The organism is Pseudoalteromonas luteoviolacea NCIMB 1942, assembly GCF_001625595.1.
GTDB lineage: Bacteria > Pseudomonadota > Gammaproteobacteria > Enterobacterales > Alteromonadaceae > Pseudoalteromonas > Pseudoalteromonas luteoviolacea_A.
On the sequence record NZ_AUXT01000201.1, the window covers coordinates 37,911 to 63,730 of the forward strand.

Sequence of the window (25,820 nt, forward strand, 5' to 3'; positions counted from 1 at the left end):
GCTATGAATATCAAAGCATTAATTAAGTCTATGTTGCTGAGAAAGTTCGCGACAGGGTTGCTGATATTTCAGCTCATTTTAACCCTTGGATTAGCTTGTAACAGCTTATTATTGAGTATAGAAGCGAACGATAAATTGTCTCGTGACGTAGGCTTCGAAATGGATAATGTTGTGGCAATTCAAATTCGCCCCACCTCCGAAGCGTTTCTTGATGCAGACTTTTTCTTGTCTGTTGTCGATGAAGATATGGCTGCGTTGAAAGCATTACTAGAGGTTTCGTTCGTTTCATATACGAATCAGCTGCCTTTGATGCATGGTGGTAACTTTCATTCTATTGAAGATATCAACTACCCTGAAGATGCGCCCGTTGATAACCAGTTTAATGGCATTCCGACGTATTACACTGGTAAAGATTTCTTTCGCCTTCTAGGTGCAAACATGTTTCAGGGTAGGGACTTTGAAGTGGCAGACAATGCAACTCGTGGCTATTTAGAAGATACTGACTTTGAGCCAAACATTATCTTAACGCGATCGCTTGCTGAAGCTTTATACCCGAATGAGTCAGCAATTGGTAAGCAGACAAGCGAAGGCCGTATAATTGGGGTGGTGTCAGATATAGCCATTACACCTTCGCGACAATATGCACATCATGGCATTTTTAAATTTAGAAATATGGCACGCGCGCAAGCTAGATTGTTCTATCTGCTCAAAGTGACGCCTGGAAAGTTACAGGAAACTAAAAACAAAGCCATTGAAGCGTTGAAGAAGGTTCATCCTGAGCGTGATATTAGAGATATCTTTACAATGACACAGCATCACAGTGACTATTATAAAGAAGCGACGAGTTTGGCAATTTTGTTTAGCTTATTAACGGCATTCATGCTTTTTGTAACCATGATAAGCAGCTTTGCTCATGCACATTTTCATGCCTCAAAACAGAAGAAATTAATCGGGATCAGGCGTGCATTGGGAGCGCGGAAAAAAGACGTATTACTCTATGTTATGAGTGAAAACTGGTTAATTAGCGTGATTGCCGCAGGGTTAGGTATTGCCAGTGTGATTGCCATTAATATGCTACTGGGTAAGGTGATTTCAATGCCTAAGCCCGATGTTACCAGTTATTTAAGTTGTGTTATTATCGTGTTTATCTCTGGTACACTGGCAACTTGGTTACCAGCTTGGAAAACAACAAAAATCGCGCCCGTTACGGCTACCCGAACGGTATAAAAAAGGATATATACCCTGCTTGTAATTTGTCGAGCAGGGTTAGATAACAAGTTATGAACACAATTCTCATTGTTGATGATAACCCCGATATTTTGGATGCATTAGATCTATTGCTGAGCATACATAATTACAAAGTGCTAAGTGCTTCTAATGTGAAAGAGGCTTTATTGAGTGTATCTCGGCAAAAAATTGACCTCGTGATTCAAGATATGAATTTCAGTGAAGGCACGACATCGGGTGAAGAGGGCAAACAGCTTTTTTATACGATAAAAGCACTTAATCCAACTTTACCCGTTATAGTTATAACAGCATGGAGTCAGTTGGAAACCGCCATAACGTTAATAAAGTCTGGGGCTGCTGATTACCTACCCAAACCTTGGGACGACCACACGCTGCTTGAAACAATAACTGAACACATTTCTGGCTCAATCCAGCCTGATGAAAACAATGCACTTATTTATCAAAGTAAAGAAATGGCAGAGCTTGTCTTTACCGCAACGAAGGTAGCTGCCGCACAGATAAATATACTAATCACAGGCCCAAATGGTTCGGGAAAAGAAAAGCTAGCGGACTTTATTCATCAAAAATCAAGCCGAGTGTGCGCACCGTTTATAAAAGTCAACATGGGGGCAATTCCACAAGATTTAATGGAAGCGGAGCTGTTTGGCGCTGAAAAAGGTGCATTTACTGGTGCAAACCAAGCTCGTGCAGGGCGCTTTGAAGCCGCTGATGGCGGTACTTTGTTTTTAGATGAGATCGGCAATTTAACTTTATCCGGTCAAATGAAATTACTGCGAGTTTTGCAAACTGGGGAGTTTGAGCGGTTGGGTTCGAATGTGACGCAAAAAGTGGATGTGAGGGTCATTAGTGCGACTAATGCAAACTTGCTGATAGACATTAAAAATGGCGCTTTTAGGGAGGATTTATATTATCGCTTAAATGGCATGGAATTATCCATCTTGCCATTGAACAAACGCAAAGGCGACATTTTGCCCCTTGCTCAGTATTTTATCGGAGGTAATGCGACTCTCTCAAAAGACGCTGAGCAGTTCTTACTGCAACACAGTTGGCCTGGCAACGTGAGAGAGTTAGAAAATACTTGCAAGCGAGCGCTGATTTTTGCTGAGGATGGGCGAGTGACAACCAGCGCGCTCACTGGCCAAGCGCAATCAGCGACTTTGAGCGAGAAAGATCATATATCTGCGGTGTTAGAAAAACATGATTGGACTATCGCACATGCAGCACAAGAGCTTGGTTTAAGCAGGCAAACGCTATACCGACGTATAGAAAAGTTTAAACTGGTCAAGGGTGAACAGTAGCATGCTATGGGCGGCATTTATTGGGCAAACGTTATTCTTTCTTGCGACTTACTTATTTATCAATCAATACCCATGGTTGCTACTAGTTGCAGGCGTTAGCTTTAATGGTGTGATTGGATACCTAATCCATCAAAGGTCTAAACAACTGAAAAACGCAGATCGCAGCCTAGAGCAAGGTTTGTTAAGCCTTATGGACTCGGACTTTTCTGTCAGCATCCCTGCTGCTAACGGTGATAGTCGAGGCGCAATTTCTGAATTGTTTAATCGATGTACGGATAAATTGAGAAAAGAGCGCCAACACCTATATCAACGAGAGATGCTGCTTGATAAGGTGCTGAATACTTCTCCGGTTGTGACCTTTCTGGTAGATATTAATCAAAGAATCATCTTTGCCAATCGAGCTGCGGAGCTGATGTTCAATCATGGCAACTCAATTTTGGGCTATAGCTGGAGTGATGTTTGCGCTAAATTAACCCCCGATTTTGTGCAAGCTTTACAACAAAGTGGCGAGAGCATATTCACGTTAAAAAATGCACAAGGTGAAGAGCAAGCGTGGCATTTAGCGAAGTCTGGAGTGCGGATACACCAAGCCAATAACACTTTGTATTTACTTAAGTCCATTACCAATGAATTGAATCGGCAAGAAGTTCAAACATGGAAAAAAGTGATCAGAGTGATTAGTCATGAACTCAATAACTCAATAGCTCCCATCAGCTCAATGTGTCACTCGGGACAATTGTTGGCTAAAAATCTAGACGAGCCTAGGCTAGACCGAGTATTTAGTTCAATATCTCGACGAGTTGGTCACCTAAATGAGTTCATTAAAGGCTATGGTGCGCTGTCTAAGCTAAAAATGCCAGACAAGCGCCTTATAGATTGGCACGAGCTATTAGAGCAAATCGGCGCGTTATACACATTTGATCTGATCGCAGACATTCCCAAAGCCGAAGTTTATGCGGATGAACATCAAATAGAGCAGGTGTTAATCAATATTTTAAAAAATGCACATGAGGCGTACTCAGAATTAGCTCTCATTGGAGAGGTGTCTTTGGCTATTAGTGAGCAGAGTCAAGGTGGTATTGGCATAGAGATCTCTGATAATGGACCTGGCATGGCCCCTGAAGTCTTAGAAAATGCCTTATTACCATTCTACTCTACTAAACATTCAGGGACTGGCCTTGGCCTCGCACTGTGTCGAGAAATAATTGAAGCGCATCAAGGTAAACTGTCTTTTTATAATCGCAAAAGTGGTGGATTAACGGTACGTATTTTTCTGCCACCTCAATTGTAATAGTCGTAAGGGCAATAGCTGAGTTGGTTTATGAGCCTAACTTTCACAATTTGTTACAGAACAATTGCTTAAGGTGCTTGTTTGTTTTTCTTAACGGGACTAAATTGGAGGTTAAGGAATAATCCGAAAGTGTGAGTGATTTGTTAGGTAATGAGTTATTTCAACTTATTATCGTTTAATGCTCTGCACTTTTGGTGGCTGAGTCTTTCCTCCTGCGCAAGGATGGATATGGTGGATGGACACATAAACAAAGCCTTATTCTTTAAATACACCGAGAGTTTTAATGGGGTGAACCTTCAGTATGTATTGGCAAAACAAGAGTAAATTGACAGTATTTACCCTCTTGTGAGTCAACGAGTAATTTGCCTCCGAGTCTTTTGCTCAAATTATAGCTGACGGAGAGCCCCAGTCCCGTCCCTTCACCCACTGCTTTGGTGGTATAAAATGGATCGAAAACACGTTTTTGTTTTCCAATACTGATACCTGGACCATTATCTCTAACAGAGATATTAATAGCCCCGTTAGTTTCTTCCGAACTGACTTCAATTTCAGGTTCGGTTGATGGGTCATTTGCCAATGCTTGATACGCATTTTTGATTAAGTTAGTAAGTATTTGTTGAATGAACCCTGCATTTGAAACGATTTCGCTGTGGTGCGTGAAGCGAGTTTTAATAGGGATATCGCTGGCGTTTGTCGAACGTAGGAGCGTCAGGCTTTGTGATAACAAAGCGTTAAGGTCAAGTTCTGTGCGCTGAGCTTTGCCATTAAAAGATTGTAAATCTTTAATTATTTCACTGACTCTAGTTAGGCCCATCTGGGATTGGGCTACAATTTCGCGCATATCATCGTAGATAAAATCAATTTCCGATTGGCCCCGATAATGGGTTATCTCATCTTTGATCTCATCTCTTCTATTTTGGTTGCCGATTTCAACGGCGCTTAAAAATTGGTCATGCAAATTTTGCAGGTTTAAAATACTATCAAGGTAGTTGTCCATCGAACCAAAATTACTGAGGACAAAAGACAAAGGGTTATTGATTTCATGGGCAATGCCAGCTGCAAATTGCCCTACTGTTGCCATCTTCTCGCTGTGTGCGAGCTGTTCTTGTGTCTCTTTTAGTTCAATCAGGGCGCTTTTGAGCCGTGTGCATTGCTTTTTTAGCCGTCTTTCAGACTCTTTACGCTCGAGCAGCATAGTGAGCTGTTCAGCAGCTTTACTGATTACATCGATTTGACGCATCGAGACAGACTCCATCGCATTCTCATCAATGAAAAACACCATGAGCTCCAAGACTTTGCCATAAACTACGATTGGGAAGATAAGATAACTACTTAGTTTCAACTTGAGCAATTGACTCAAAGCGGAAAATGAGTCAATGCTTGGTAGTAGATCAATTTGCGGCTTTTTCTCATTGAGGGCCCGTTGCAGGTAGGGTGGTAAAGCGGGGAGCTGAAAAGCTTGTATTAAGGTGCTTTCAAGTTCGCCTAAATCAGGGGAGCAGCTTGTTATTGTTCCTTCTCCTTGCGCATTGACTTTGATTCTGCATTGAACAGAAGCGCAAGCGATACTAGATAGAGCTTGCATAAATTTAAGCATGACCTCGTTCACGTTGTTATTATTTCGATGTAAGTGAGCGACACTCATCAATAAGTTACTCTCAGCTTGATGCTGCTCAGCGACTTGCACAAAACGTCGCCAAGCTTTGATATTGCGATCAATAACGCTCTGGTTAAGCGCTCTTTTGTCTGTAGATAAAGTAATAAAGCTGGCGATGCTGTATTCTTCTATCCAGTTTAACGCATCCGGCATATGCTCTGGTGGGTGAGCGACGATAAAAATTGCGTCTTTGTCTTGCATGGCATTTCGGATATGCGATAAAGCTTGACTGGCCAATTGCTCTGATTCGTTATCATTCACATATAAAACTAAGACGCCGGGACGGTGCTTTCTATAGGCTTTTTTAAAGAGCTTAAAGTTTTCTGCATTGTGCGTTTCACATTGTGATTGCGTTAAAATGACTTCTAACTCCTCAGAAGTTGACCCAGATACAACGACTATTTGGTTGTTTAAATTGTCCATAACTCAGAGCACCTTGCCTTGTTTTTTGTTTAACTATAGCCAATGATTAAATTTTGGGCGAAAGATCAGCTGTGTCAATAAATTACTAGGAGAGTGATAAAATGAAATTAGTTAGATTGGTATATTACAGTCAGGCTTCACGGACCATGAACTTGTCAGACTTACGCAATATTTTAGAGACTGCTCGTTCTAACAATAATGAATTAAAGGTTTGCGGTATGTTGTGTTTTGAAAACGAGTTTTTCTTGCAAGCGCTTGAAGGAGAGAGAGAAACAGTAAATGAGTTGTATTTGGATATCGCGGATGATCCGCGACATGAAGGTGCGACTATACTAGGTTACGACGAAGTTGAACAGCCGACCTTTGAGCTCTGGAAAATGGGGTATGCTGCTGGCTCCGAAGCCTTTTATGAACTGCTGCGTAAAAATGGTCAAGTTGAATTTGACCCTGAAGATATGTCTAAAGAACAGGCTTTATCATTTTTGAAAGGTATGGCCGCTTGTCAAACCGAAGTCTAGATACTCGTTATGCTATTGCCAATTTTATGCATTGAAACCTTTTTGGGCTTCAACAAATTATTAATTGGTTTTCACTTCCTTCTACAGCCAGTGCTGCTTTTTCTTTGTGAGGGGGCAGCAGCGGCTAATTTATAGAGTCGTTTCGACAGTTTTCAACGCTTGATGCTCTAGCACATATCTTATCCTTGTTAAGTCTGTCTAACAAACATGGCTGCCACGAGTAGCTGGAAAGCTCGTTATCGCTTAAAATGACAAAGAGCGAACTATATTAGTTCGCCCTGAGTTTGTAGTTTAGGCAGTATAGATTAAGCCATAAACTTTGCTGCCTAAGTGCTTAATTAGTTAGGGCTTACAGTTACTGTGATAGTATCTGAGTATGTACCTGCATCATTTAGGCCGTTTGACTGAGGTGTGATTTTTAGTGATGTTGCTTTTGTTTCACCTGTAGTACCAGTACCAGCATCAGTTGCTTTAGTGTGCTTGTATGCACCTGTTTGAAGGTCAATACCTGCTGTGTCACCAATGTTAAGCGTGTACGCGATTTTGCTACCTTGACCACTGTTTGCAACTAAGAAGCCGCCATTTGCAGAAGTATACTCAGTTGTTGCGTTTTCACCTGTATTACACCAAACATCTAAAGTACCAATTTCTTGAGTTTGTTGAGAAGAGTCAAGTTTTAGGTCTGTAACACTGTTGTTACCGCTGCTTGTTTTACACATTGGTTGGATAGTACCTTCAAAAGTGAACTTTGCTTCAGTACCTGTTGTGTCTAAAACCGCCGCCGCAGCGCCCATTGAAGTGATTGCAGTTGCAGCTAGTAGTGACTTAAGTAGTGCGTTCATGGCTTTTCCCCTTAACAAAACACAGAGTTGGTTTTTTATTTAGTTTTCATGGTTAGGTGTTATCACCTTAGTTAATATTTTAAATGCACAGGTCATGCCAATAGTGAAAAAATATTTCTCTATTTCTATTTTTTTGAAATGTTTATATTTTAATTGTTTATTATCAACAACTTAAACCATTAAAAATATCTGTGTAATTTCAAAAATACTCACCAACTTGCTGAACGAACTTGCTCAATAATTACATCAAAACTCGTACCACGTATTTTTTGACGTTGCAAAAGTCGCTGATCAGCGGTGATTTATTTTAAATGACGGCATTTTGACGGTGATGGGGTATGATCAGTAAATTAATTAAGATGAATATTAGTTTTATGCCGCTATTCATCAAGTTACCTAACTAAGTGGTCTTTTTTAAGCAGGTTGGGTGAAATGTACTCGTTTTGTCCGTTTTCGGACGTTAAGTATGGGTATTGTGTCAGTTTGGTTTATATAGTTGTGTGTGCACCACTTGATTGAGAGGGAAGTGTCAAAACACAACTCCCCTATTAGGTTTACTTCATACAATAGGTTTGTAATGGAACTGTAGTGTGGTTACCTTGGGTAAACCGTTAGTGATAAGTTATCTTGATAGGTGCCAGCAGGCATAAGTTCGACATTGCCAAGCTGAAACTCAAATCCGTACCATTTATTTTTAACTCCTGGATAAAAATTATAACTGCGATGGAGTCTTCCGGATGATGGGATTTGTGTGTTATCAAACCGAATCGAGTAGTCAATGAGTGCTTGCGTGTTAGTTTCATGTCGTAGACCATTGTACTCAGAGTCTACGACTATATCGTAGGAGCTATTACTCAGTATTTTTATGCCCCAGTTAAATCGCATATTACTCTTAAGCTCGCCTAAATCAATGTGGTAATTACCATTGCTCCCAGATACCTTGCCTTTACTGGAATTGGAAAGGGATATAGCAACTTGTGGCTCGGAGTAATAGGTTAAATCGAGATATTGCTCTTCAATGATTTCATTGTTTTTGACTACAGATACAATTACATGGCCTGTATAGGCGCCGGCAGGGAATAGACTATAGTGCCTTAATCTTACCCACATTTGTGTAGAGCGGTCTTTGAGATCAGAACGCCATATGCCATTTCTTACTTTTATCTTTTTGAATTGAGAGTCGTATAGCTTAGCGTACTTGTCTTGCGTGGGTCCTGAAAACACCATTGAATAGTAGTAGACATCTTCAACCCATATCTCATCAGCACAGTCTAATAAACTGTCGGACACTTTTATTTTCAAAGGTATATAGACAGTTACACGGTTGTTGTGCTCCTCAATTATTTCTGAAGGGTTGGAAGTGGCTAACATACTGCCATAACAGTCGTTCCAGCTTGCCATTGCCTTGGGTGCAGCTAGCAAAAAGCTTAAAATCAGCCAAGTAAAGATCACGGATTTCATTCGTTTTCGCCTCCTTCAGGCTGACTTTTGGTTAGCGTAAGAGCACCCACTCTTATAAAGCGTTGTTCTTCATCAGAAATACTAAATTGCCCAGTCATACCATTAATTTCAACAACATAATTGCCTACGCTGATCCCTTCTACCACAAATCGGCCTGTGCGGTTGGTAAATATTGGCAAACTTAATAGTGCTGATTCATTGTCACTTGATACCTGAGTTTTTACAACATGCCCGCGTTTCATTGCAATTGGCATGCCCTTATCGTCTAATAGGTTGCCGATGATGGTATAAGAAAGCTCAGAGCCTATTTGAATGTGATGGCCTGTGCTGGCTCCACCAACGACGACGTACATACCTGGACCCCAATCATAACCAAGTGGTGCATCAGGTACATCTATGTTGAGCTGCGAGTTACTATATCCAGTCCCCAATTCAATAAGGGCACCAATATCGTCGCTTGGCTCAGTTTGTGCGCGACCTTGGCGGTCCACATTCACTAATACTTCGGCATCTTTCAAGGTTTTATGCTTAGTGATAACGGCAAAGGGGGCGGTTGTCGTGGCACCCATACCCACATGACCGTCGGCTAAGCCTAGGCTTGTAGATAGGTTAATACTCGCACTGCTGTCAGCGTGTTGTTGCTTCCGCGTATAATTAGTGGCGCTGACATCGGCTCTGACAAAAGCGCCGGTATAACTGGCTTCTAGTTGCTCTTGTCTAAAGTCACTGCCTTGTTCTGCGCGTACTTCATAGCCATAGTCGTTGACAAAATTGTTGTTTGTTTTCGCATAGCTTGCACTGGCTACTTTATCTCGGCTGCTATACTGGGTGCGGGCGCGGTTGCTGGTGTTTCTGTCATAGTGATTCCAAGTAAAATTCAAGAAAAACTGGTTGTCAGAGACAATACGGGCATCTTCACTGTGGTTACGTGTAAAGCCAGCGCGGATCCTTATTTCTTCATAGCGTAAATTAAGCTCAATTGACGCATTGTCAGTAACGAAGTTGTCAGCATCCTTGGCACGAGAGGTACTGAAGTTAAAGTCTAAATTGTCATTAATAAAGTAGCTGTAATCCATAAATGCTCTACTGCTACTTGAGATAGTGTCAAACTCTTGCCAAGGTGTGTTGGTGAAGTCGCTTCTCACTTCATAGCCCAAGCGTAAGTTGGGTGAACCAAAATTGCCGTGGCCAAAAATACTATGTTCCGTTTCGATAGAATAGATATCACCGTATTGATTACTGGCTTTACTTTTGGAATAGCGGACTGAAATATTACCAATAGGGCTATTTACCGTTGCAATCGCCCCCAATACATGACCACTTGGGTGTGTCATACCATTCATGCCCAATGTGAGTTTGTCAGTAACACCGTATTCATAATTACCAGAGGCGAACAGCTCGTCATCATATTCATAACGCCTTTGCTCTAAGGAAGAAAGCTTTCCCACGGAAAGTGAGTAGTCACTTAGCCCTTCGGAAAGTAATCTAGCATTATAATGTGTTGTAAAATAGAACTCTTGGGTTTCACCATTGGCATAGGTTGCAATTACTTGGATATTATTTACCCCTGATGTAAGCGGCAAATCGCTAAGATCATAGCGCCCCGCTTTCAACCTGATCCGTGAAATTAAGAAGTCATTAATGTAAATCTCAAGGTTTGCTGCGCGGGGTAAAACAAACTGTTGGCTGTTACTAGGCGTGATCCTGCGTTGTGGTTGAAGCCTTGAATAGGCTTTTTCGATGCTAAAGCCCGCAAGTTGGGCACCTGCAAGGTGCCCTGAACTATTAATTTGTGTGTCCCCAAGCGTAATGCGCAATGGTTTAGCTGGTCTGTCGTAAAACAGGGCGATATCTCCGCGATACACATCACTGTCTTGTGTGTTGCCGTTTTCCCAAAACAACGCTCCTCGCATGTTTACGCCCTCGCCACCGCCTAGGTTAGCATTCATTAACCACTCTACCTGAGATTTATGGTTATGGCTGTTATTACTGCGCTCGTGGTTTAAATTGAAGTTGTTTAGCATGGCCCAACTTGCTTCACCTTTTGGTTTATCAAAGTGCTTTTGTCTGCCATAGGTGAGGCTGTCGGTGGCCATTGCTGCTTCGGTCAGAGTCATATCGATGGCTAAATCTTGCGGTTGCATCTTAAGTTCGATGCCTTTGGCTGCAAACTCTTCAGGTGTAATGGGGGCATCACCTTTGCTGGTCAGCCAATCGTTTACACTTTCGCTGAGCACAGAGTGTAAACTGGTTTTAAATTCGGCTGCTGAGATCGAAGCTAATTCAAAGCCATTTGTGGTGGCAGAAAGTTGCCCTACCTCGGCATAATTTAGCCGCACAGGAAAGTCCATATCGAATGTTGCAGCAATGGATGTGCAAGCCCAAAACAAAAGTAGTGAGAAAATGGCACACTTATACTGAGCAGGCCGAGTATATAAGCCCGTTTTTAACATGCGTTGTCTTACTTTTTGTCAAACAAGTTGATAAGTGCGGCACTTGGCGTTGGCTTGTCTTCTAACAAAGGTTTGATGTCAAGCTCCACTTTATGCCCTGGCATGATAAAGCGGCCCGGTGTAACTGATTGAAACTGGGCCCAACTTACCTTAGTTTTGCCGTCATGAAAATGGTAGTCAAAGTTCGAAAGGTCTAATACGCGCTCACCTTCATTACTTATAGTAAGCATACAAAAGCTTATTTTTTCGCAATTTATCGTGCTTTGTTGCTGAGCTTTTATACCCTCAGGGCTAACAAATACTAAAGTCGCGAAATTAAACACCATTTTCACGCCAGATTTCTCGTCTTCGTTGGGTAAGGGTAATTGCTTGAAGACAATACGGTATGAGCTTGTTTCTTTAAGCTCTGGTGAACCCAAGTATTTGGCGCGAAATACTTGATAACTCTTAGCGGGCACTTCTACCTGCGGTGGAAGGACGATAAAATCATCTTCCGCTGGTACTAAAACTTCAGTTTGGTTTTCATCAAAAGTACGTTTGAATACCTCGATTTCAATTGGCAATGCGCTGTCACTGGGATTTTGTAGACGATAAGTGACGAGTGAGTTTTTTCCATGCGACGCTAGATCAACAATCATCGGTTGAACTTGGTAGGCCATCGCAGGGGTCGACAACCACAAAAGTAATAACAACAGTTTACGCATCTAACTTCCAATTGAGAAACGGGACAAAATTTTGCTATACGATACCCTGCCTGTCTGTTAATACAAGGGTAAATTTTAATTGAACGGTCATATTGGATGTTTGAGCAAGATTTATCGGCGCGAGGGAGATTTTTTACTTCTTAATGTCAGTTAAACTTTGCTCCTGATTGGCTTATCGATTTGACTTGTCTGTTTGAAGCGTTATGCAGTGACAGATGTACTAACTGTTTTGTGTGTTGTTATTGGCCGTTGCAACTGTGTTGTATCTATATAGTGAAAAGCGCAACCAACCTCAGGCCAGAGCGTTGCTTCAGACAATCATACTCCCGTGTTAGCTTATTCAATTACAGAATCACTGTCCGCGACCTTTGTCATGCCAGAAGGTGATGTTTTCCAACAGCCATATAAAGGCACTGGACTTACTTCGAGATGAGCTTCTTTAATTAGCACAACACAATATGGCTAAGTTTGCTAGAGAGCAAGGTTTGCAGCACATCTCAATTTATAATCAAGATTGTGATTTTGTTACTGCAAATGGTAGGTATGAGCCGTCACTTATTCTTAGCGAACAATATATAGAAGAGCTAAATCAGCTTATGGGTGGTAAACTGCATGTCTATATCCCAATCACCATTAGCTTTATATTCACAGGGGAACAATCCCAAGCGGCAATGCTTCAGGCAAAAGAGTCAGCATCAGGCTTATATAATCAAAGTGAAAATAAACTAACAATCAAAAGGCTGAGTTATGATAATGGAAACTGGCATGGGCATTAATACGCTATAGAATTAGCTCACCGATTTTAAATCATATACTTAAAGTAAAATACTTCTATTGTAATGTCCTCATTATTTAAAATGGTAAAGTGTGTTGTATATTTTAAAATAATATGGCGTGCCTCATTGTTTAATAGCTCGATGGTGAAAAGTATTTAATTGTGGTGATTTTTTCTAGAACTTGACTATCCTTACGGACTGTAATGCAGTGGTCAGGTTTAGCTCTGCCAACTGCATACAAAAGGTGTGTTTTGGTATGTGTTTATGAGAGTAGAATCTTCATATTATCTCTGCACACCTATATTAATACTTTTACTATCTGGGCCTTCGCAGCACTTTGTGCGCGCAACTGGCTTTTGAAACTGGTTAAACTTTGCAGTATTCGGCACCAACATATTGCCAACTGTTTAGTCCTTTTTGAATGTGTAAAGCAGCAGATTGTGCTGGTCTACCGCTAAACACTTGTTTGATGGCCTCAGTGACCAGTTGCTGATAGCCGGGCTTTCCTTGGTTTAATGAAGAAGCGGTAAATAAACTTGCACTATAGCTATGCTCGTTAAGTAGTCGCGCTTGCTTTCTCACGTGTTCGCTGCTGATCTGAACATGTCCACCATATGCAGGCACTTCATTTAGATTATTGGCAAATAAAGTTGCAAAGGCTTTTGTGGTTGTAAAGTCCAGTACCTTTTGTGCAAGCGCGTGATTTTGGCTAAGTGCATTCGCTTGATAGGTGCCATCTGCAAACCCATAAAACTTACCACTTGTTCCTGGAATTGGCCAAAATTCTACTTGATAGTCTTTGTCTACTTGATAAAACACCGAGTTTGGACCTGCGCGCCAGCCACCATCTAACGCGAGGGCTGAATTACCGAGTGCCTTACTTGTGCCCATACCGTGGTAATCTTGCTTCAGTACATCTTGATTGATAAAGCCTTTGCTGTGCCACTCCTTTAGGGTTTGCAGCACAGTGACATATTCGTTTGAAGTAAAGCACATTTCACCTTGGATAAGTGCCTGTGCACTCGAAGCTTCGAGTAATCCAGCGGCCATTACCTCAGCAACAACCTGCGATAAATACCATTGATCACTGGCCATTTGTAATGGGGTGATACCTTTGCTTCGCAATTGTGAAAATAAGTTTTCTAACTGTGAGAGCGTACGCGGCTGAGTTGCCAACCCATGTTTTGCTAGGAGCTTTTGGTTAACTAAGAGCCCTTCAAGTTGCATTGCAAAAGGCACCCCGTAAATTTTACCATCGGCACCAGTAGCAGCAGGCAATGCATTGCTATTAATAGAGGGCAGCGACTCTATTTGTGGCACTATTAGTCCATGTTCAACAAGAGTAGCGAGTGCTGCAGGGCCTGGCGACCATTGAAATAGGTCGACGCGCTGATTCTGTATCGCTAACTGTATATGTGCTTGGTAGGTGTCATAGTCGATTACTTTTACATTGACCTTAATGTCTTCAATGAGGTTTTTCTGGTTGACCTTTTCCCACAATATTTGCTCTTGTTGTCGCCATGTGTATAGGTCAAGCTGTTGCTGAGCAAAGCTAAAGCTTGGCCAAAGCAGCACAGCAATTAGGGGGTATAAATACTTTGACATAGCAGCCTCTAATTCACTTTAAATTGTTCATTCATCGCGACTAACGCATCACAAGCGTTGTCTAGTTCGTCGGTAGCAGCATTGTTTTGCTGAATTTGCGCAAGGGTTTGCAGAGATAGCGCATCAATGTTTTCAATGCTTGTACTGATCTCTTGCGCAGCAACATGTTGTTGCTTTGCTGCCTCAGCAATGACTTCATTAAGCTGATGAGCATTACTTACACCTTGAGCAAACTCTTTTATTTGTACATCTATTTCTTGTGCCATTTTGGAGCTAGACTGAGTGTTTGCAAGCGAGCTATGCAATGCTTTAACCGCCAAGTCAGAAGACTCCATTAGCCGATTAATTTTGGTTTGGATTTGCTCTGTGGAGGTTTGTGTTCGCATTGCCAGCGTACGAACCTCATCTGCAACTACAGCAAAGCCTCTGCCGTGTTCAGCGGCCCTAGCAGCCTCAATCGCAGCATTAAGTGCCAGTAAATTGGTTTGATCAGCAATGGTGTCGATAACGTTCACGACTTCCTCTATCTGCTTACATTCTTGATCAAGAGAGGCGACGGCTTCTGCTGCCGAAGTCATTTCGCTGCGTAATTGTTCACTAAGCGACTGATTTTGTTGTACAAGCCCTTGTGACTGAGTTGCCAAACCATCAGCTTGTGCCATTAGATTGGTGGCTTGTTCAGCTGTGTCGGATATTTCGCTTGACGTTGCAGTCATTTCTAAAACCGCGCTGGCTACTTGAGTGGTTTGATCTTTTTGTTGATTTGCAATGGTGGTTGTATGTTGGGCGCTTTGAGATAACGTCTCAATCGAGAGGTTTATTTGCCCTGACTGGGTTTTAATATCAGCGATGATATTTACAAAAGCAATGCGTAAGCTTTGCAAAGACTGACGCAGTTTTGCTATTTCGTCCTCGCCTCTGACGTCAATTTCACAGCTCAGATCTCCTGTGGCGAGTTTTTCAATATCAGAAACTGTTTGTTTCAATGGTTTACTTATACTACGGGTAATAAAGTAAGCCATGAGTATGCCAAATAACAAGGTCGAGGCAGTGGCGAGTGAGATCCACACGAAACTTGACTCTACTGACCTTGTTGTTTGATCTTCCACTTTTGCACTAAAAGACTGACTCAACTCGCTTATTCGCGTCATATCAGATTTCAGTTGTTGTAAGCCTGATTCAACTTGAGAGAGGTTGCTAATAAGTACATTTTTGCTAGATAAATAGCTGCTTTGGAGAGATTTTATACCGTCTTGCTGGCCTAGTGTCCACGCAAGCTCGGTCGCGATATTGCCTAAAGGTTGCAGTATATTTCGCTGCAATGTACGGTTGGTATTCAATGCTTCTAGCTGATAACCGGTGTTTACATAGTCAATCAACCAAGATTTATACTCTGCGGATAGCGCCTGTAAGTCTTGTAGGTCGTTAATAAGCAAAAACTGTTTCGCAATGGATACGCCATACCTCAGTTGGCCAAGAGCTGTGGTGACGAGCTGAGATTGTGTGTAACTTTGATAGCGTTTGGTTAAATCCGCTAATTGTTTATCAAGCGCATCAATTTGTGCTTGGTATTGCTGTAAAGTTGCTTTGTTTTTCAGTGCGGCACTGGCCACGGTCATTGACTTACTTTGCGCAATAAAAACTTGAGATTTACTGAGCTCAAAATCTTCTAATACACGTAACTTTTCGTCATTATCTGGGAAGTTCGCAAACAAGGCTGACACCGCGTCTAACTGCTGCTGGATGGCATTCTTATATTCTCTGATGGAACCTTCCAATTTCAACTGCTCAGAAATACTGTCTGCGTAGTAATGCTGATACACAAATAAGTTGAGCTGGTCTAGTTTACTTTCTATAGAATTTACTTTTATATCAATAGGCTGAGCGAACTGTGTCACTTTTTTTAAGTTGCTATTTATCTCTGTCATTCTAAACAGAGAAAAAACGCTTATGGCAACCATTGCCAGAAGAACTACCGTGTATCCGAATGATATTCTTGATATTACGGATGATTTGAACATGGTATGGGTACTTAGGTTTAAAATTTGCGCAATGGTACCACTGACGGAAACAAAATTATCTAGCTATTATTCAGTATATTTGAATAATTAAATGTAATTTTGCGTAGCTTAAGTGTTGAAAAAGTGTGGTGTCTGTTGGGTAAAAGTAATAGGTATGAGTTAAGTGGCGCTTCAGTGATAATGAAATAGTCTCAAAGGTTGTATGTGCGTTAATATATGTCAATTAGGGACACAAAGGCATCTAATACGCCTTTGTGTCCATGTCTTACCTATCTACTTTTTGTAAATGATTTCTCCGTCTAGCAGCGTCATCACCACATTCGTTTCGGCAATTTCTGTGATTGTGCTGTCAAAGAGGTTTCTATCCAATACTACTAAATCGGCGAGTTTTCCCACTTCTATACTACCTACGAGGTGATCTTGGCGCATGGCATATGCGCTATTTAATGTGTAAGCCTCAAGTGCTTGTGCCAAAGTGATTGCTTGCGGCGTTCTAAAAATTGCGTTACTGATGCCAGTAAAAGGGTTAAATGGGCTTACATTCCAATCGCTTGAAAGTGTCAATGTGGCGTTGTTAGCAACCAAGTTTTTAATTGGAACCAAGTCTTGTGAACGCGGATTGCCAAGTAACGGAATATTTTCTGGCCAGTGACTGGGATCGGTAAAATCGCCAGCGACTTGCGCATCTGCAATCACGCCTAACTTGCCAAACCTTGCGTAGTCAGCCGGATCTACCACCTCCAAGTGCGTCAGTCTATGACGGGATTTACCCGTAGAGGCATTTTCAATAGCATTGAGTGCTTCGTGAATACCTCGGTCGCCAATGGCGTGAATATTAAAGTCAAAGCCTGTAGGTTCTAGTGCTTTAATATACTGTTCTAACCTTGCTTGAGTGAAATAGTTTAGGCCTTTGTTACCTTCAAGCTCTAGCCAGTTTTGATGATAAGGTTCATGCATTGCTGCGGTTGTATTGACTAGAATCCCATCAACATAGAACTTAACTTGGTTTACTTTGAGTAAACTATCTGGCAGTGCTTGGTATAAGGACTTTAGCTTTACTATTTGGCTGGCATCGTTCATTTGCGGGTAAGCCCACAAGCCTAAATGCACGCGCAGGGTCAACTTATCTTCATCTGCCACACGTTGCCATGTTTCTAAATGCCCTCGCTGCCAATATGTTCGCGCGTCACTAATAGAGGTGATCCCCGCTTTATTTAAGGCTGGCATTGTATATTCTACTAATCCCAAATAATCATTTTGCTGAGCATTACTCAATGAACGCATGGCCAATTCCATGACTTGATTACCAGCATTGTCATATAAAATACCATCTAGGCGCGTCTGTTCATCTCTGCCTATCACGCCACCAATTGGGTCTAAGCTATCACTATGAATACCTGCAAGTTCTAAAGCTTTGCTATTGACCCACATTGAATGTGAAGTCTGTTCCATAATAATGACAGGGCGGTCGTTCACTGCTTCATCAAGCACATCCAATGGACTATCCTGCATTTCGAGTAAAGTGCCGATATTATGACCGTATCCAATCAGCCACTGGGCATTCGGGTTTTGCAAGGCCGCTTCTTCTACCAAAGCAATGTACGTGTTTGTGGATGCGGCTTCAGGGATGGTAAACTGCGTGGCATTTGAACCTGATTCAAGAGGGTGCATATGTACATCGTGAAACCCTGGCATCATCATTTTTCCAGCCAGATCGATCACTTGCGTGTTGTCACCCACATATTGCTTTGCATCTTCACTGCTGCCTACAAAAACTATTTTATTTCCTTTAATTGCGACAGCCTGAGCCCAAGGTTTATCCTTATTTACGGTATATATATTACCGTTGGTGAATAACTGTGTAGCAAACTCACCTGCTACTTGGTCTGTCGTTGTTGGGGGTTGCGTATCGTTGCTTACATTCGCACTGTTTGTCAGGTTACTTGAATCTGAGTTACATCCTGATAGACATAGACCAGCTAACAATAAAGGAAAAATAGGCATATTTGTTACTCGCATAGTTGACTCCTGTTAGATGGCGCTACACTATCAAAGGCATGGTAACCATAAGGTAACAGTGTAGAGAGTTTATGCTGGTTTTGCTTGTTGAAGACGATACTGCGCTAGCCGCTCAATTGATTGACTTTTTGCAACACGAAAATATTGAAGTGGATTATGCCGCTTCTGTTAGCAGTGCGAAAGAGATCGCTGCGCAAACAACAAAATATAGTCGTTATGATGCGGCGATTTTAGATATGGACCTGCCTGATGGCAATGGCATGAGCTTGATAAACGAACAAATATTAGGGCAGGGTGTGCCAGTGCTATTTTGTACAGCTGCGACTGCTTTAGAAGATAAGCTTGCTGCTTTTTCTGCGGGGGCTTTGGATTACATAACCAAACCTTTTGACCTTCCTGAATTAGCGGTGCGGCTAAAATTATTGGCCAAGAAGCAAGGGACACAGTCTGAAAATACCTTTGAGTTAGATTCGTTATTGATTGACTTTAATACTCAAATTGCCAAACGTGGTGAACGTATTCTAGTGCTGTCGCCGCAGCAATGGTTGCTACTGAGTTTACTGACAAAAAGTGCACCTAACCCCGTAAGTAAGGAAGATATTTTATGTAAAATTTGGCCCGACCAAGATGTGAACAACAATATGTATAAGTCGTTACTTACTCGGTTACGAAAAAATATTAGTAGAGATAGCGAACTAGGGTTGCTGCATACAATTAAAGGTCAAGGCCTTGTGCTGAGGAAGCATAGTGAGTAAAAAGCAAAGTATTACAGCATATTTAGTTAGACGAATAGGGGCATTGTTTGTTCTGTTTGTTTTGATATGGACGCTGGTGGCAAAGTGGGTTTATCACTATGCATGGGATGATACGACCGAGTTTTACTTGCATCAGGACTTAGAGCTAGCTTTGAGTGGGCAGTTGTCTTTACCTTACCACTTCGAAGGTAAATATATTGGTGCACTCGAGCAGATGCCCGCAGAGTATCGCTCATCTGTTGAAAGCGCTGAAATCATGTTCGCCCATACCGCGTTGTTCGCTACTAAGTCTGGAGATATTTATATCCTTAAAGAGCAAGGTTTGGATGAAGAGCCGCTATATGTTGTACATTATTTTTCAGTGCAAGACTCACCAAGCTTAATGCCCATTTTTATAATCTTAGCTGGCACCATGCTGCTACCACTTGGGTTTATTATCTGGCGTATTGGCGCAAATGTTTCTAATGAGGCGGACAATGTATTAGGCAGTGTCGCAAATAGTGAAATTAAACCATCTCGGTTTTCTGAGTTTGAACAGTTTGCAGCTGTGTTTAAAACCGCCCAATTTGCCCAGCAGCATACGCTTGATCAAGAACGGTTGTTTGCTGCTTTTTTAAGCCACGAAATACGCACACCATTGACAAAGATCAGCCACAGTATGAGCAGGATACAACAGATAGATGATGTACCTTTGGAAGCTCTGGATGTACTGGAAACACTGGCGTTAAGCCAGCAAGAACTGTCACAAATAGCACAGGGTATTTTATTATTAAGTCGGCCGAACTCGAGTCAACTACAAAGTCATGTATTGAACCATGAACTAGAACAGTGGTGTGCTAAGTGGAAAGACCATGGATTGAATATTGATTTGAAGGGGGCAGAGAAGCAAGTGACCCAGACTGTGCATATTACACTGTTCAATTTAATGCTCACGCAAATTGCGAAAAATGCGCTACAACATGGACAGGGAACTTTAGCAGCCTTCGTTTTCGATAAAGGCATGCGATTTGAAAATCGAGTGGGTATCAACGACCTGTCTAGCGGTTATGGCCTAGGCAGCAAAATCACTAAACAGGTGTGTGACTGTTTTGGTTGGCGTGTGAGTAACCCGTCGTACGGTGAACAGTATGTGGTCGAAATTACCTTTTAGTTATTTTGGTTTAATTTGGGTATCTGTATTAACAGAATTTGCGAGAAAGCAGGCTTCATGCGGTTGATGATGTAAAAGGTTAAGTGTTTTTACTATCACAGAGTTCCCTGCTTGCCATTCAACTTGCGGTTTAAGTATAACGTGTGTCATGGCTAGTTTGCCTTACGTGTTATGTTTCATTAAGCTTTCTGCGCTATCAACATAGCTATCCACATTAGTCCAGCTTTGGCTGCAAAATGCAGGAAAAGCAGCATATGGCAACTGGACTGTGAGACGCCATAGGCTTCTTCGGGGTCAATATGCGCTTCATTAGAGTAAGGAAGCGGCACAATGGTCGGTGAAGCAGACGCCTCAACTTTTGCGCCTCCATCAAATGCAGATATTGGAATCGCAGCTTGGTATGAGTTTGTTTCATCGTAAGTCACAAGGTGTGATGTTAACCGATACAGCCAAGCAATTGACTAAACAAATCAACAAGGGGTTTGAATTAATCGGTTCTGGCGTGGGAGCCGCGACACAAATTGAATCGTTGCAACGCCTTGTACTAGAAGTGGTCCAGTCACTGTTGGAGAATTGGCTAGTACCAAGATTAAATGACTTCTATGATTGTTTTCCAAATGTTGAATTGCAATTGAACGCCTCGGAACAGTTGGTAGATTTTAATCAACGCGATATTCATGGGCATCTACACTTCGGCCATGGGTAGCAAACAGAGCTGGAGTGTGTATGAATATGTATACCCAGTCTGCTCGCCAAACTATGCCGGTGAAATTAACGCTCTGAGTAACTTTTTGACTTACCATAGCGGTGTTGAAGATGCGCCAAGTAGTATGAGTTGGGAAATGTGGTTTGAAAGCCAAGGGTTGGATTTACCTAAACAGCTTAACTATCGGCTCCTTAGCCATGTGAGTCACACATTAACGGCGGCAAAGTATGGACAAGGCACTGCTCTTGGGTGGCATCATAATTGCGACTTGGTTACTAGATGATAAAACACTGGTGAGGTTACCAGCGATTCAATTACCGCTTTCATATCACCTAATGATGCCTAGGGACAGTGCTAAACGGCCTTTGATGCGACAGGTTACTCACTGTTAAAGTCTCAGTTTGCATGCTCACAGCCCTCGTTGAGAAGTTACAAACAGATGGTATACCCAAAGAAGCTGAATAATGAGTAGACTTGAGCTGATATAGACAAACCAGTTTATGGTTCTAATCAGCGGAAAGTAGCCCTGCCCCTGATTACCAAATAGCCAAAACTGTCCGATTAATGCGTCTGCTAACGTCGCAAGTAATAAGCCTATGACAGGTAAATAATAGCGCTTTAGGAGGCTTAACTTAGTCGCTTTTAGAAGTAACACTAAAGCAACGCTGGCGCATTGCGCGACTAACACGGCATAAAAACCCACTAAAATAGAAACATAAGCACCGTTATCTGGCAGTCGCATCTGCAAGTATGAGAATAACGTTACGATGCTAACAGTAGAAACCACACCTATTACTTCTTGGCGAGACACAGTCAATTGTTTAAGAAATGAAAAACTACTGCACATCAATAAGTCCGTAGCCGATTGAAAATATATAGAGAGAGTCAATCAAATAGTCATATTTTATTAAGGGATCGTAGCGATATGCATGCGGAAAATGATTGAAGTTAACTATATATCCAAACGCACAAAATAGAACACCATAAGTTAACAGCTTAGCGCTTCTAGCCCATGCTGGTAAAAGCGAGATTCAATAGAGTAGGGCCACACACGAGATAAAACTAGCATGGTTTGAACTGCACAGATAACCCATATAAGATACTGATTCGCGACAAAATGACTTATATAAGCGCATGGTTTGCAATTTACCCCTAATTTATGGCTAAATTTGTTGTACAACGTTTAACAGTTTTTTAGAGCCAAATAAACTACATTACGAAATCGAGTTTTGGTCACGGAAGCAATTTCAATTTTAAAGCCTCAAAGTAGGCATATAGGTACAAGATGTCTAAAACTAAAAGTAATATAGCCATAGGTGTCGCAGCAGTAGCGCTTGCTCTATCTGTTTATAATCAAGCCCTTACGCACTCACTACCGCAGGGTGAGCAGGCTGTATCTCAACAGCAAAACGCAGCGCGCCACGCCTCGCGGGCAGAGGCCTTAAAGAGTTCTGCGGTTGACCAAAACAGTCGCGACCTTGACTCCATGGAGAAAAGTGCGCTTCTTGAGCGCATTGAATATTTGGAAGAGCGAATTCTTGAAGTTGAAAATAGAGCTTTCTCAACTACATCGTCTGCTGACAGTATGGAGCAGACCATCTTGGCGGTATTAGAAGAAAAAGAGCGAAAAGATAAAGAACAAAACCGAGAAGATAACCCGGTATATGGTTTTTATGATGACTTACCAAAAGGCTATGATCTCAAATTAAAAACAGATCCTGAGTTTGCAATGAAAGTCAGTCAGGATTTGCGCAGTAAAGTACTTGATGAGAGCTTATCGCCGACAGAGCGTTTGTCTGCAATGGGTCAGTTGCAAATGAACATGTACATTCTTAACCGCACTCAGGGCGAAATGTTTGATTATGAAACCGTTGATGCAGTGCTCGAGATCAGTCGAAATAGTCAAGATGAAAAGTTAAAAGTTCAAGCATTGGAAGTGGTCGCACACTCACCTGTGGTTGACACACGCATCGCTAAATCATTGCAAGATATTATTGAGAAAGAGCCTAATAAGTATATGAAAACGATGGCTGCTGAAGGACTAATCGGCCAATACTATCAGTCAGGTGAAACATCTCCGGAGCTTAAGCAGCAACTAGCAAGTGACATATTAGATTTGTATAACAACTCAAACAGTTCAGAAGCGCAATTGGTTATGCAGCGCCTGGTCCGTGATGATGAGCTACTTGAACAAATCCGCAGGGACGCAGGGCGATAACTTCGCCTCGTCTGCGCCCATAAATTAAACGACATTAACCCCAATAAATTTTTTGCACCTAATTCATTAAGTTACGCTTATGGGCTTAAATCGGCGATTGAGCAATATTGGTCAAGCTTATGGTGTTTATAGCACTTCATATTGCCCTTTTGAGGGTAAAATATGTCTAAGGTAAAAAGTTTATAAAAGTATTGGAGTATATCGAGGCAAACCTCGATACTGATCTAGACGTTCATCAGCTTTGCCAATTGGCATTTAGAAATGAGATGAAAATCATTGATATTGCTTTGAGCGCTGGTTTTGATAGCCGTGAAGCTTATTCTCGAGCATTTAAAAAGCATTTTTGCTTAAGCCCGTCAAATTTCAGAAAGTCGCCAGATTGGAGCTTGTGGCATGTTAAATACGATCCAATTTTATTACTTAGACAAAAAGTAAGCGTATGGATACTGTGCCAGAAGTGGAAATCACCTCTTTTGAAGAGACCTTGATTGCGGTGAATGAGCATAGAGGTGACCCGAGAAAGCTCGGCACGAGCATCAAACCGTTTATAGACTGGCGGCGAGAAAATAATTTGCCGCCAAGCGCGAGCCAGACGTTCAACTTACTATACAACGACCCAAATTTAGTGAGTGCAGATGAATATCAATTTGATATAGGGTGCGCCATTGACTCTCCTGTAAAAGAGAATACTCTTGATGTTGTTACCAAGCGAATACCAGCCGGTGATTGCGCTGTACTAAGGCACATTGGTAGCGATGATACCTTAGGTATATCCGTCAACTATTTATACGTTATACGCAACTTGGCTGCCGGATTCTGTATATCAGCTTCGAGATTTTCCAATCTTCTTGGAGAGAGTGTGTTTTTTCCCTGAAGTTGCTGAATATGACGCTATTACTGATATCTACCTGCCAATCATAAAATAATTAACGGGTAAATTACCCTGAAAGAGATTTAGGTAAGAATACTCTCTTTCAGGTTTTTTGAGACTCAAAGTCGCTATTCAGCGTGTTTATCTATGTGCCCTAAATCGCGCTCAGGGCAAAGTAAATCTCTGACACGGCGCTTTAGCTCTTTGGCATCTGGAAACCCGCCGTCTTGGACTCTGCACCAAATTAGTTGGTCATTGTAGTAAATCTCAAAAACGCCTTTAGTCGCTGGAGCAAGCGCGACTTCTCCTAAATCCTGGCCAAATGTAGATAGCAGCTCTTGAGCAAGCCAGCCACTTCGCAAAAGCCACTGGCACAGCACACAATAGTGAATTGTAATTTTGGGTTTATTCATTGCTGTCACTTTCTTGTCATTTAAGCTGTTTAGGTTGGATCACTCGTCTTCTTTTTGCGCGTTTTGCACAAACTCGGAGTAAATTGAGTCTTTTATAAGTCGATCAGGCGTAAAAGCGTAATAATACTGGTAGACATTTTCTATGCTGCCAATAAATGTGACATCATAATGCCTTTCAATTTCCGCCCTGATTGACAAAGGCGCTGGAAAAATACCAAACCCCTGTTGTCCAAGTGATTTCATCAATGCGCTATCGTCAACATGCCCTGCAACCGACATGTTTATCTCAAGGTCTTCGAGCCAATACTGAATGGCATTTGTTACGGGACTTGACTTGGCCGGTAAAATGATTGGCATATCTTTGAGTGCATTAGGGTAATCTTTACTCAATTTTGCGTAATAGTTAGAGTTGCCGTACAAACCAAGTTGGCTTTTACCTATCTCATGACAAAAAGCTTTAAATGGCGTAGAGCTATCTAGTGGTTTATCGGCGAGTACTAGGTCTATTTTATGTGTCGCCATTTGTGCCAATAATTCTGATTGTTGGCCATCAATACAGTGTAAATTAGTTATGCGCTCATGCTTAATAAGTGGAGAAAGCCATTTGGAGACAAGAGATTTGGGCAGAGAGTCTGAAATGCCAACTTTCAAAGTGCGATTTAGGTTGTCTAGATCTCCACGTGTAGTCTCCAGCCACTCTTCAGCAACATTAAACATGTCATTTGCATACTGCTGGGTCAATTGACCATATTCAGTAAGCCGCAACCCTCTACCTTCTCTGAAAAATAAGGGTTTACCTAATCGTTGCTCAAGGCTAGTTATCTGAGCGCTGATAGTTTGAGGTGTGAGGTGCAGTACTTTACTGGCTGCTGCAATACTGCCTAATTTACTGACCTGCCAAAAATAGTACAGGTGGTTATAGTTGATATTCATAATACTTCGTAAATTTCGATGACTAACTAAGAATTAATCAGCTTTTATCTTTGATTCCACCTTAGTAGATTTAATGCATCGACGCAATCAGTAATTTCGATACGACGTTACTTTTGAGCGTTTATTTGAACGAGGTCAATAGATATGAAATTAAATTTACGTATGACAGGCAAAATATTAGGTGCAAGCGCAAAGAGCAAAGCTACAAAGCTAATTGCAAGTAAGTTTGCTAGATACGTTAATAACATTCGTAAGGTCAAAGTACACATTGATGATGTCCCTTCGAAGCTTCATGGCACTTTGACTCAATGTAGCATTGAAGTTTTATTGCCTGGGTTACCAAGTATTGTGGTTAAGGCTAAAGGTAAAGACTTTGCCCAAGCGATTAAACGCGCGGTCACGAACAGCGAAACAGTATTGACGCAAAAGTTGTGATGTTACTGTTAAACCTCTTGGGT

The 25,820-nt window shown here is 41.7% G+C and carries 25 protein-coding genes and 1 pseudogene; 14 read left to right on the plus strand and 12 right to left on the minus strand.

Annotated elements, in window-relative coordinates:
• The first annotated feature begins 3 nt into the window (after positions 1 to 3).
• The 3 genes from N482_RS20195 to N482_RS20205 are packed head-to-tail and all read left to right on the plus strand — an operon-like array spanning position 4 to position 3,837.
• Positions 4 to 1,227, plus strand: a complete 1,224-nt coding sequence (locus N482_RS20195) for an ABC transporter permease (protein WP_063378775.1) — start codon at positions 4 to 6, stop codon at positions 1,225 to 1,227.
• A gap of 53 nt (positions 1,228 to 1,280) precedes the next feature.
• Complete coding sequence (locus N482_RS20200; protein WP_063378776.1) at positions 1,281 to 2,546, plus strand: sigma-54-dependent transcriptional regulator; 1,266 nt, start codon at positions 1,281 to 1,283, stop codon at positions 2,544 to 2,546.
• A gap of 1 nt (position 2,547) precedes the next feature.
• Entirely contained in the window at positions 2,548 to 3,837 is a 1,290-nt protein-coding gene (locus N482_RS20205) for a sensor histidine kinase (RefSeq protein ID WP_063378777.1), read from the plus strand.
• Between the two features lie 280 nt (positions 3,838 to 4,117).
• Here the strand turns inward: N482_RS20205 and N482_RS20210 are convergent, their stop codons facing one another.
• Complete coding sequence (locus N482_RS20210; protein WP_063378778.1) at positions 4,118 to 5,917, minus strand: sensor histidine kinase; 1,800 nt, start codon at positions 5,915 to 5,917, stop codon at positions 4,118 to 4,120.
• 101 nt (positions 5,918 to 6,018) lie between these two features.
• Between N482_RS20210 and N482_RS20215 the strand changes: the two genes are divergently transcribed.
• On the plus strand, positions 6,019 to 6,435 hold the full coding sequence (locus N482_RS20215; RefSeq protein ID WP_063378779.1) for a BLUF domain-containing protein: 417 nt from the start codon (positions 6,019 to 6,021) through the stop codon (positions 6,433 to 6,435).
• Positions 6,436 to 6,773: 338 nt separating this feature from the next.
• Here N482_RS20215 and N482_RS20220 read toward each other — a convergent pair whose 3' ends face one another.
• The 4 genes from N482_RS20220 to N482_RS20235 form a co-directional block, all read right to left on the minus strand.
• Positions 6,774 to 7,277, minus strand: coding sequence for a hypothetical protein (locus N482_RS20220; protein WP_063378780.1), 504 nt, complete (start codon positions 7,275 to 7,277; stop codon positions 6,774 to 6,776).
• 594 nt (positions 7,278 to 7,871) lie between these two features.
• Positions 7,872 to 8,738 carry a hypothetical protein gene (locus N482_RS20225; protein ID WP_063378781.1) on the minus strand — a complete coding sequence of 289 codons (867 nt, stop codon included), beginning with the start codon at positions 8,736 to 8,738 and terminating at the stop codon, positions 7,872 to 7,874.
• Positions 8,735 to 11,191, minus strand: a complete 2,457-nt coding sequence (locus N482_RS20230; RefSeq protein ID WP_063378782.1) for a fimbria/pilus outer membrane usher protein — start codon at positions 11,189 to 11,191, stop codon at positions 8,735 to 8,737. Before N482_RS20230 ends, N482_RS20225 begins: the two co-directional genes overlap by 4 nt.
• An 8-nt stretch (positions 11,192 to 11,199) precedes the next feature.
• Complete coding sequence (locus N482_RS20235; protein ID WP_063378783.1) at positions 11,200 to 11,895, minus strand: molecular chaperone; 696 nt, start codon at positions 11,893 to 11,895, stop codon at positions 11,200 to 11,202.
• A gap of 458 nt (positions 11,896 to 12,353) precedes the next feature.
• On the opposite strand from N482_RS20235, the gene N482_RS20240 reads away from it, so the two are divergent.
• A complete protein-coding gene (locus N482_RS20240; protein WP_063378784.1) occupies positions 12,354 to 12,671 on the plus strand; it encodes a hypothetical protein in 318 nt (105 codons plus the stop codon).
• Between the two features lie 366 nt (positions 12,672 to 13,037).
• On the opposite strand, the gene N482_RS20245 is transcribed toward N482_RS20240, so the two are convergent.
• The 3 genes from N482_RS20245 to N482_RS20255 form a co-directional block, all read right to left on the minus strand.
• Positions 13,038 to 14,276 (minus strand): extracellular solute-binding protein, encoded by a 1,239-nt coding sequence (locus tag N482_RS20245; RefSeq protein ID WP_063378785.1) that lies wholly within the window; start codon positions 14,274 to 14,276, stop codon positions 13,038 to 13,040.
• An 8-nt stretch (positions 14,277 to 14,284) separates the two neighbouring features.
• On the minus strand, positions 14,285 to 16,237 hold the full coding sequence (locus tag N482_RS20250; protein ID WP_196765363.1) for a methyl-accepting chemotaxis protein: 1,953 nt from the start codon (positions 16,235 to 16,237) through the stop codon (positions 14,285 to 14,287).
• 333 nt (positions 16,238 to 16,570) lie between these two features.
• The gene (locus N482_RS20255; protein WP_063378787.1) at positions 16,571 to 18,316 is read right to left on the minus strand and encodes an amidohydrolase; all 1,746 of its coding nucleotides are present in this window, start codon (positions 18,314 to 18,316) and stop codon (positions 16,571 to 16,573) included.
• Positions 18,317 to 18,387: 71 nt separating this feature from the next.
• On the opposite strand from N482_RS20255, the gene N482_RS20260 reads away from it, so the two are divergent.
• Both N482_RS20260 and N482_RS20265 read left to right on the plus strand, forming a co-directional pair.
• Positions 18,388 to 19,071: a response regulator transcription factor gene (locus N482_RS20260; RefSeq protein WP_063378788.1), complete on the plus strand. Its 684-nt coding sequence runs from the start codon at positions 18,388 to 18,390 to the stop codon at positions 19,069 to 19,071.
• On the plus strand, positions 19,064 to 20,221 hold the full coding sequence (locus N482_RS20265; protein ID WP_063378789.1) for a histidine kinase dimerization/phospho-acceptor domain-containing protein: 1,158 nt from the start codon (positions 19,064 to 19,066) through the stop codon (positions 20,219 to 20,221). Before N482_RS20260 ends, N482_RS20265 begins: the two co-directional genes overlap by 8 nt.
• Before the next feature lie 179 nt (positions 20,222 to 20,400).
• On the opposite strand, the gene N482_RS20270 is transcribed toward N482_RS20265, so the two are convergent.
• Positions 20,401 to 20,646, minus strand: a complete 246-nt coding sequence (locus tag N482_RS20270; RefSeq protein ID WP_063378790.1) for a hypothetical protein — start codon at positions 20,644 to 20,646, stop codon at positions 20,401 to 20,403.
• Between N482_RS20270 and N482_RS20275 the strand changes: the two genes are divergently transcribed.
• Positions 20,622 to 20,927: a hypothetical protein gene (locus N482_RS20275; RefSeq protein ID WP_155730666.1), complete on the plus strand. Its 306-nt coding sequence runs from the start codon at positions 20,622 to 20,624 to the stop codon at positions 20,925 to 20,927. The genes N482_RS20270 and N482_RS20275 overlap by 25 nt on opposite strands.
• Complete coding sequence (locus N482_RS20280) at positions 20,899 to 21,210, plus strand: hypothetical protein (RefSeq protein WP_155732151.1); 312 nt, start codon at positions 20,899 to 20,901, stop codon at positions 21,208 to 21,210. The genes N482_RS20275 and N482_RS20280 overlap by 29 nt, the downstream gene beginning before the upstream one ends.
• 126 nt (positions 21,211 to 21,336) lie before the next feature.
• On the opposite strand, the gene N482_RS20285 is transcribed toward N482_RS20280, so the two are convergent.
• Positions 21,337 to 21,774 carry a hypothetical protein gene (locus N482_RS20285; protein WP_063378793.1) on the minus strand — a complete coding sequence of 146 codons (438 nt, stop codon included), beginning with the start codon at positions 21,772 to 21,774 and terminating at the stop codon, positions 21,337 to 21,339.
• Positions 21,775 to 22,212: 438 nt separating this feature from the next.
• On the opposite strand from N482_RS20285, the gene N482_RS20290 reads away from it, so the two are divergent.
• The 4 genes and pseudogenes from N482_RS20290 (at position 22,213) to N482_RS25995 (ending at position 24,071) form a co-directional block, all read left to right on the plus strand.
• On the plus strand, positions 22,213 to 23,145 hold the full coding sequence (locus N482_RS20290; protein WP_063378794.1) for a hypothetical protein: 933 nt from the start codon (positions 22,213 to 22,215) through the stop codon (positions 23,143 to 23,145).
• A gap of 191 nt (positions 23,146 to 23,336) precedes the next feature.
• The gene (locus N482_RS25770) at positions 23,337 to 23,633 is read left to right on the plus strand and encodes a helix-turn-helix domain-containing protein (RefSeq protein WP_331245823.1); all 297 of its coding nucleotides are present in this window, start codon (positions 23,337 to 23,339) and stop codon (positions 23,631 to 23,633) included.
• A pseudogene (locus N482_RS25990) lies at positions 23,585 to 23,848 on the plus strand (GyrI-like domain-containing protein); the annotation flags it as partial. The gene N482_RS25770 and the pseudogene N482_RS25990, both read left to right, overlap by 49 nt.
• Positions 23,849 to 23,951: 103 nt before the next feature.
• Positions 23,952 to 24,071 (plus strand): hypothetical protein, encoded by a 120-nt coding sequence (locus N482_RS25995; RefSeq protein WP_331245824.1) that lies wholly within the window; start codon positions 23,952 to 23,954, stop codon positions 24,069 to 24,071.
• A gap of 73 nt (positions 24,072 to 24,144) precedes the next feature.
• Here the strand turns inward: N482_RS25995 and N482_RS20300 are convergent, their stop codons facing one another.
• Both N482_RS20300 and nhaR read right to left on the minus strand, forming a co-directional pair.
• Complete coding sequence (locus tag N482_RS20300) at positions 24,145 to 24,429, minus strand: SelT/SelW/SelH family protein (RefSeq protein ID WP_063378795.1); 285 nt, start codon at positions 24,427 to 24,429, stop codon at positions 24,145 to 24,147.
• Between the two features lie 39 nt (positions 24,430 to 24,468).
• Positions 24,469 to 25,362, minus strand: coding sequence for a transcriptional activator NhaR (nhaR, locus tag N482_RS20305; protein ID WP_063378796.1), 894 nt, complete (start codon positions 25,360 to 25,362; stop codon positions 24,469 to 24,471).
• 144 nt (positions 25,363 to 25,506) lie between these two features.
• On the opposite strand from nhaR, the gene N482_RS20310 reads away from it, so the two are divergent.
• Positions 25,507 to 25,797: a hypothetical protein gene (locus tag N482_RS20310; RefSeq protein WP_063378797.1), complete on the plus strand. Its 291-nt coding sequence runs from the start codon at positions 25,507 to 25,509 to the stop codon at positions 25,795 to 25,797.
• The last annotated feature ends 23 nt before the right edge of the window (positions 25,798 to 25,820 follow it).

Excerpts from the sequence above, each read along its gene's own strand:
- nhaR (WP_063378796.1), bottom strand. The coding sequence starts at position 25,362 with ATGAATATCAACTATAACCACCTGTACTATTTTTGGCAGGTCAGTAAA.
- N482_RS20275 (WP_155730666.1), top strand. The coding sequence starts at position 20,622 with ATGAGTTTGTTTCATCGTAAGTCACAAGGTGTGATGTTAACCGATACA.
- N482_RS20290 (WP_063378794.1), top strand. The coding sequence starts at position 22,213 with ATGTCTAAAACTAAAAGTAATATAGCCATAGGTGTCGCAGCAGTAGCG.
- N482_RS20235 (WP_063378783.1), bottom strand. The coding sequence starts at position 11,895 with ATGCGTAAACTGTTGTTATTACTTTTGTGGTTGTCGACCCCTGCGATG.
- N482_RS20195 (WP_063378775.1), top strand. The coding sequence starts at position 4 with ATGAATATCAAAGCATTAATTAAGTCTATGTTGCTGAGAAAGTTCGCG.
- N482_RS20225 (WP_063378781.1), bottom strand. The coding sequence starts at position 8,738 with ATGAAATCCGTGATCTTTACTTGGCTGATTTTAAGCTTTTTGCTAGCT.
- N482_RS20245 (WP_063378785.1), bottom strand. The coding sequence starts at position 14,276 with ATGTCAAAGTATTTATACCCCCTAATTGCTGTGCTGCTTTGGCCAAGC.
- N482_RS20220 (WP_063378780.1), bottom strand. The coding sequence starts at position 7,277 with ATGAACGCACTACTTAAGTCACTACTAGCTGCAACTGCAATCACTTCA.
- N482_RS20300 (WP_063378795.1), bottom strand. The coding sequence starts at position 24,429 with ATGAATAAACCCAAAATTACAATTCACTATTGTGTGCTGTGCCAGTGG.
- N482_RS20285 (WP_063378793.1), bottom strand. The coding sequence starts at position 21,774 with ATGTGCAGTAGTTTTTCATTTCTTAAACAATTGACTGTGTCTCGCCAA.
- N482_RS20215 (WP_063378779.1), top strand. The coding sequence starts at position 6,019 with ATGAAATTAGTTAGATTGGTATATTACAGTCAGGCTTCACGGACCATG.
- N482_RS20205 (WP_063378777.1), top strand. The coding sequence starts at position 2,548 with ATGCTATGGGCGGCATTTATTGGGCAAACGTTATTCTTTCTTGCGACT.
- N482_RS20210 (WP_063378778.1), bottom strand. The coding sequence starts at position 5,917 with ATGGACAATTTAAACAACCAAATAGTCGTTGTATCTGGGTCAACTTCT.
- N482_RS20200 (WP_063378776.1), top strand. The coding sequence starts at position 1,281 with ATGAACACAATTCTCATTGTTGATGATAACCCCGATATTTTGGATGCA.
- N482_RS20280 (WP_155732151.1), top strand. The coding sequence starts at position 20,899 with ATGGGCATCTACACTTCGGCCATGGGTAGCAAACAGAGCTGGAGTGTG.
- N482_RS20240 (WP_063378784.1), top strand. The coding sequence starts at position 12,354 with ATGGCTAAGTTTGCTAGAGAGCAAGGTTTGCAGCACATCTCAATTTAT.
- N482_RS20310 (WP_063378797.1), top strand. The coding sequence starts at position 25,507 with ATGAAATTAAATTTACGTATGACAGGCAAAATATTAGGTGCAAGCGCA.
- N482_RS20230 (WP_063378782.1), bottom strand. The coding sequence starts at position 11,191 with ATGTTAAAAACGGGCTTATATACTCGGCCTGCTCAGTATAAGTGTGCC.
- N482_RS20260 (WP_063378788.1), top strand. The coding sequence starts at position 18,388 with ATGCTGGTTTTGCTTGTTGAAGACGATACTGCGCTAGCCGCTCAATTG.
- N482_RS20255 (WP_063378787.1), bottom strand. The coding sequence starts at position 18,316 with ATGCGAGTAACAAATATGCCTATTTTTCCTTTATTGTTAGCTGGTCTA.
- N482_RS20250 (WP_196765363.1), bottom strand. The coding sequence starts at position 16,237 with ATGGTTGCCATAAGCGTTTTTTCTCTGTTTAGAATGACAGAGATAAAT.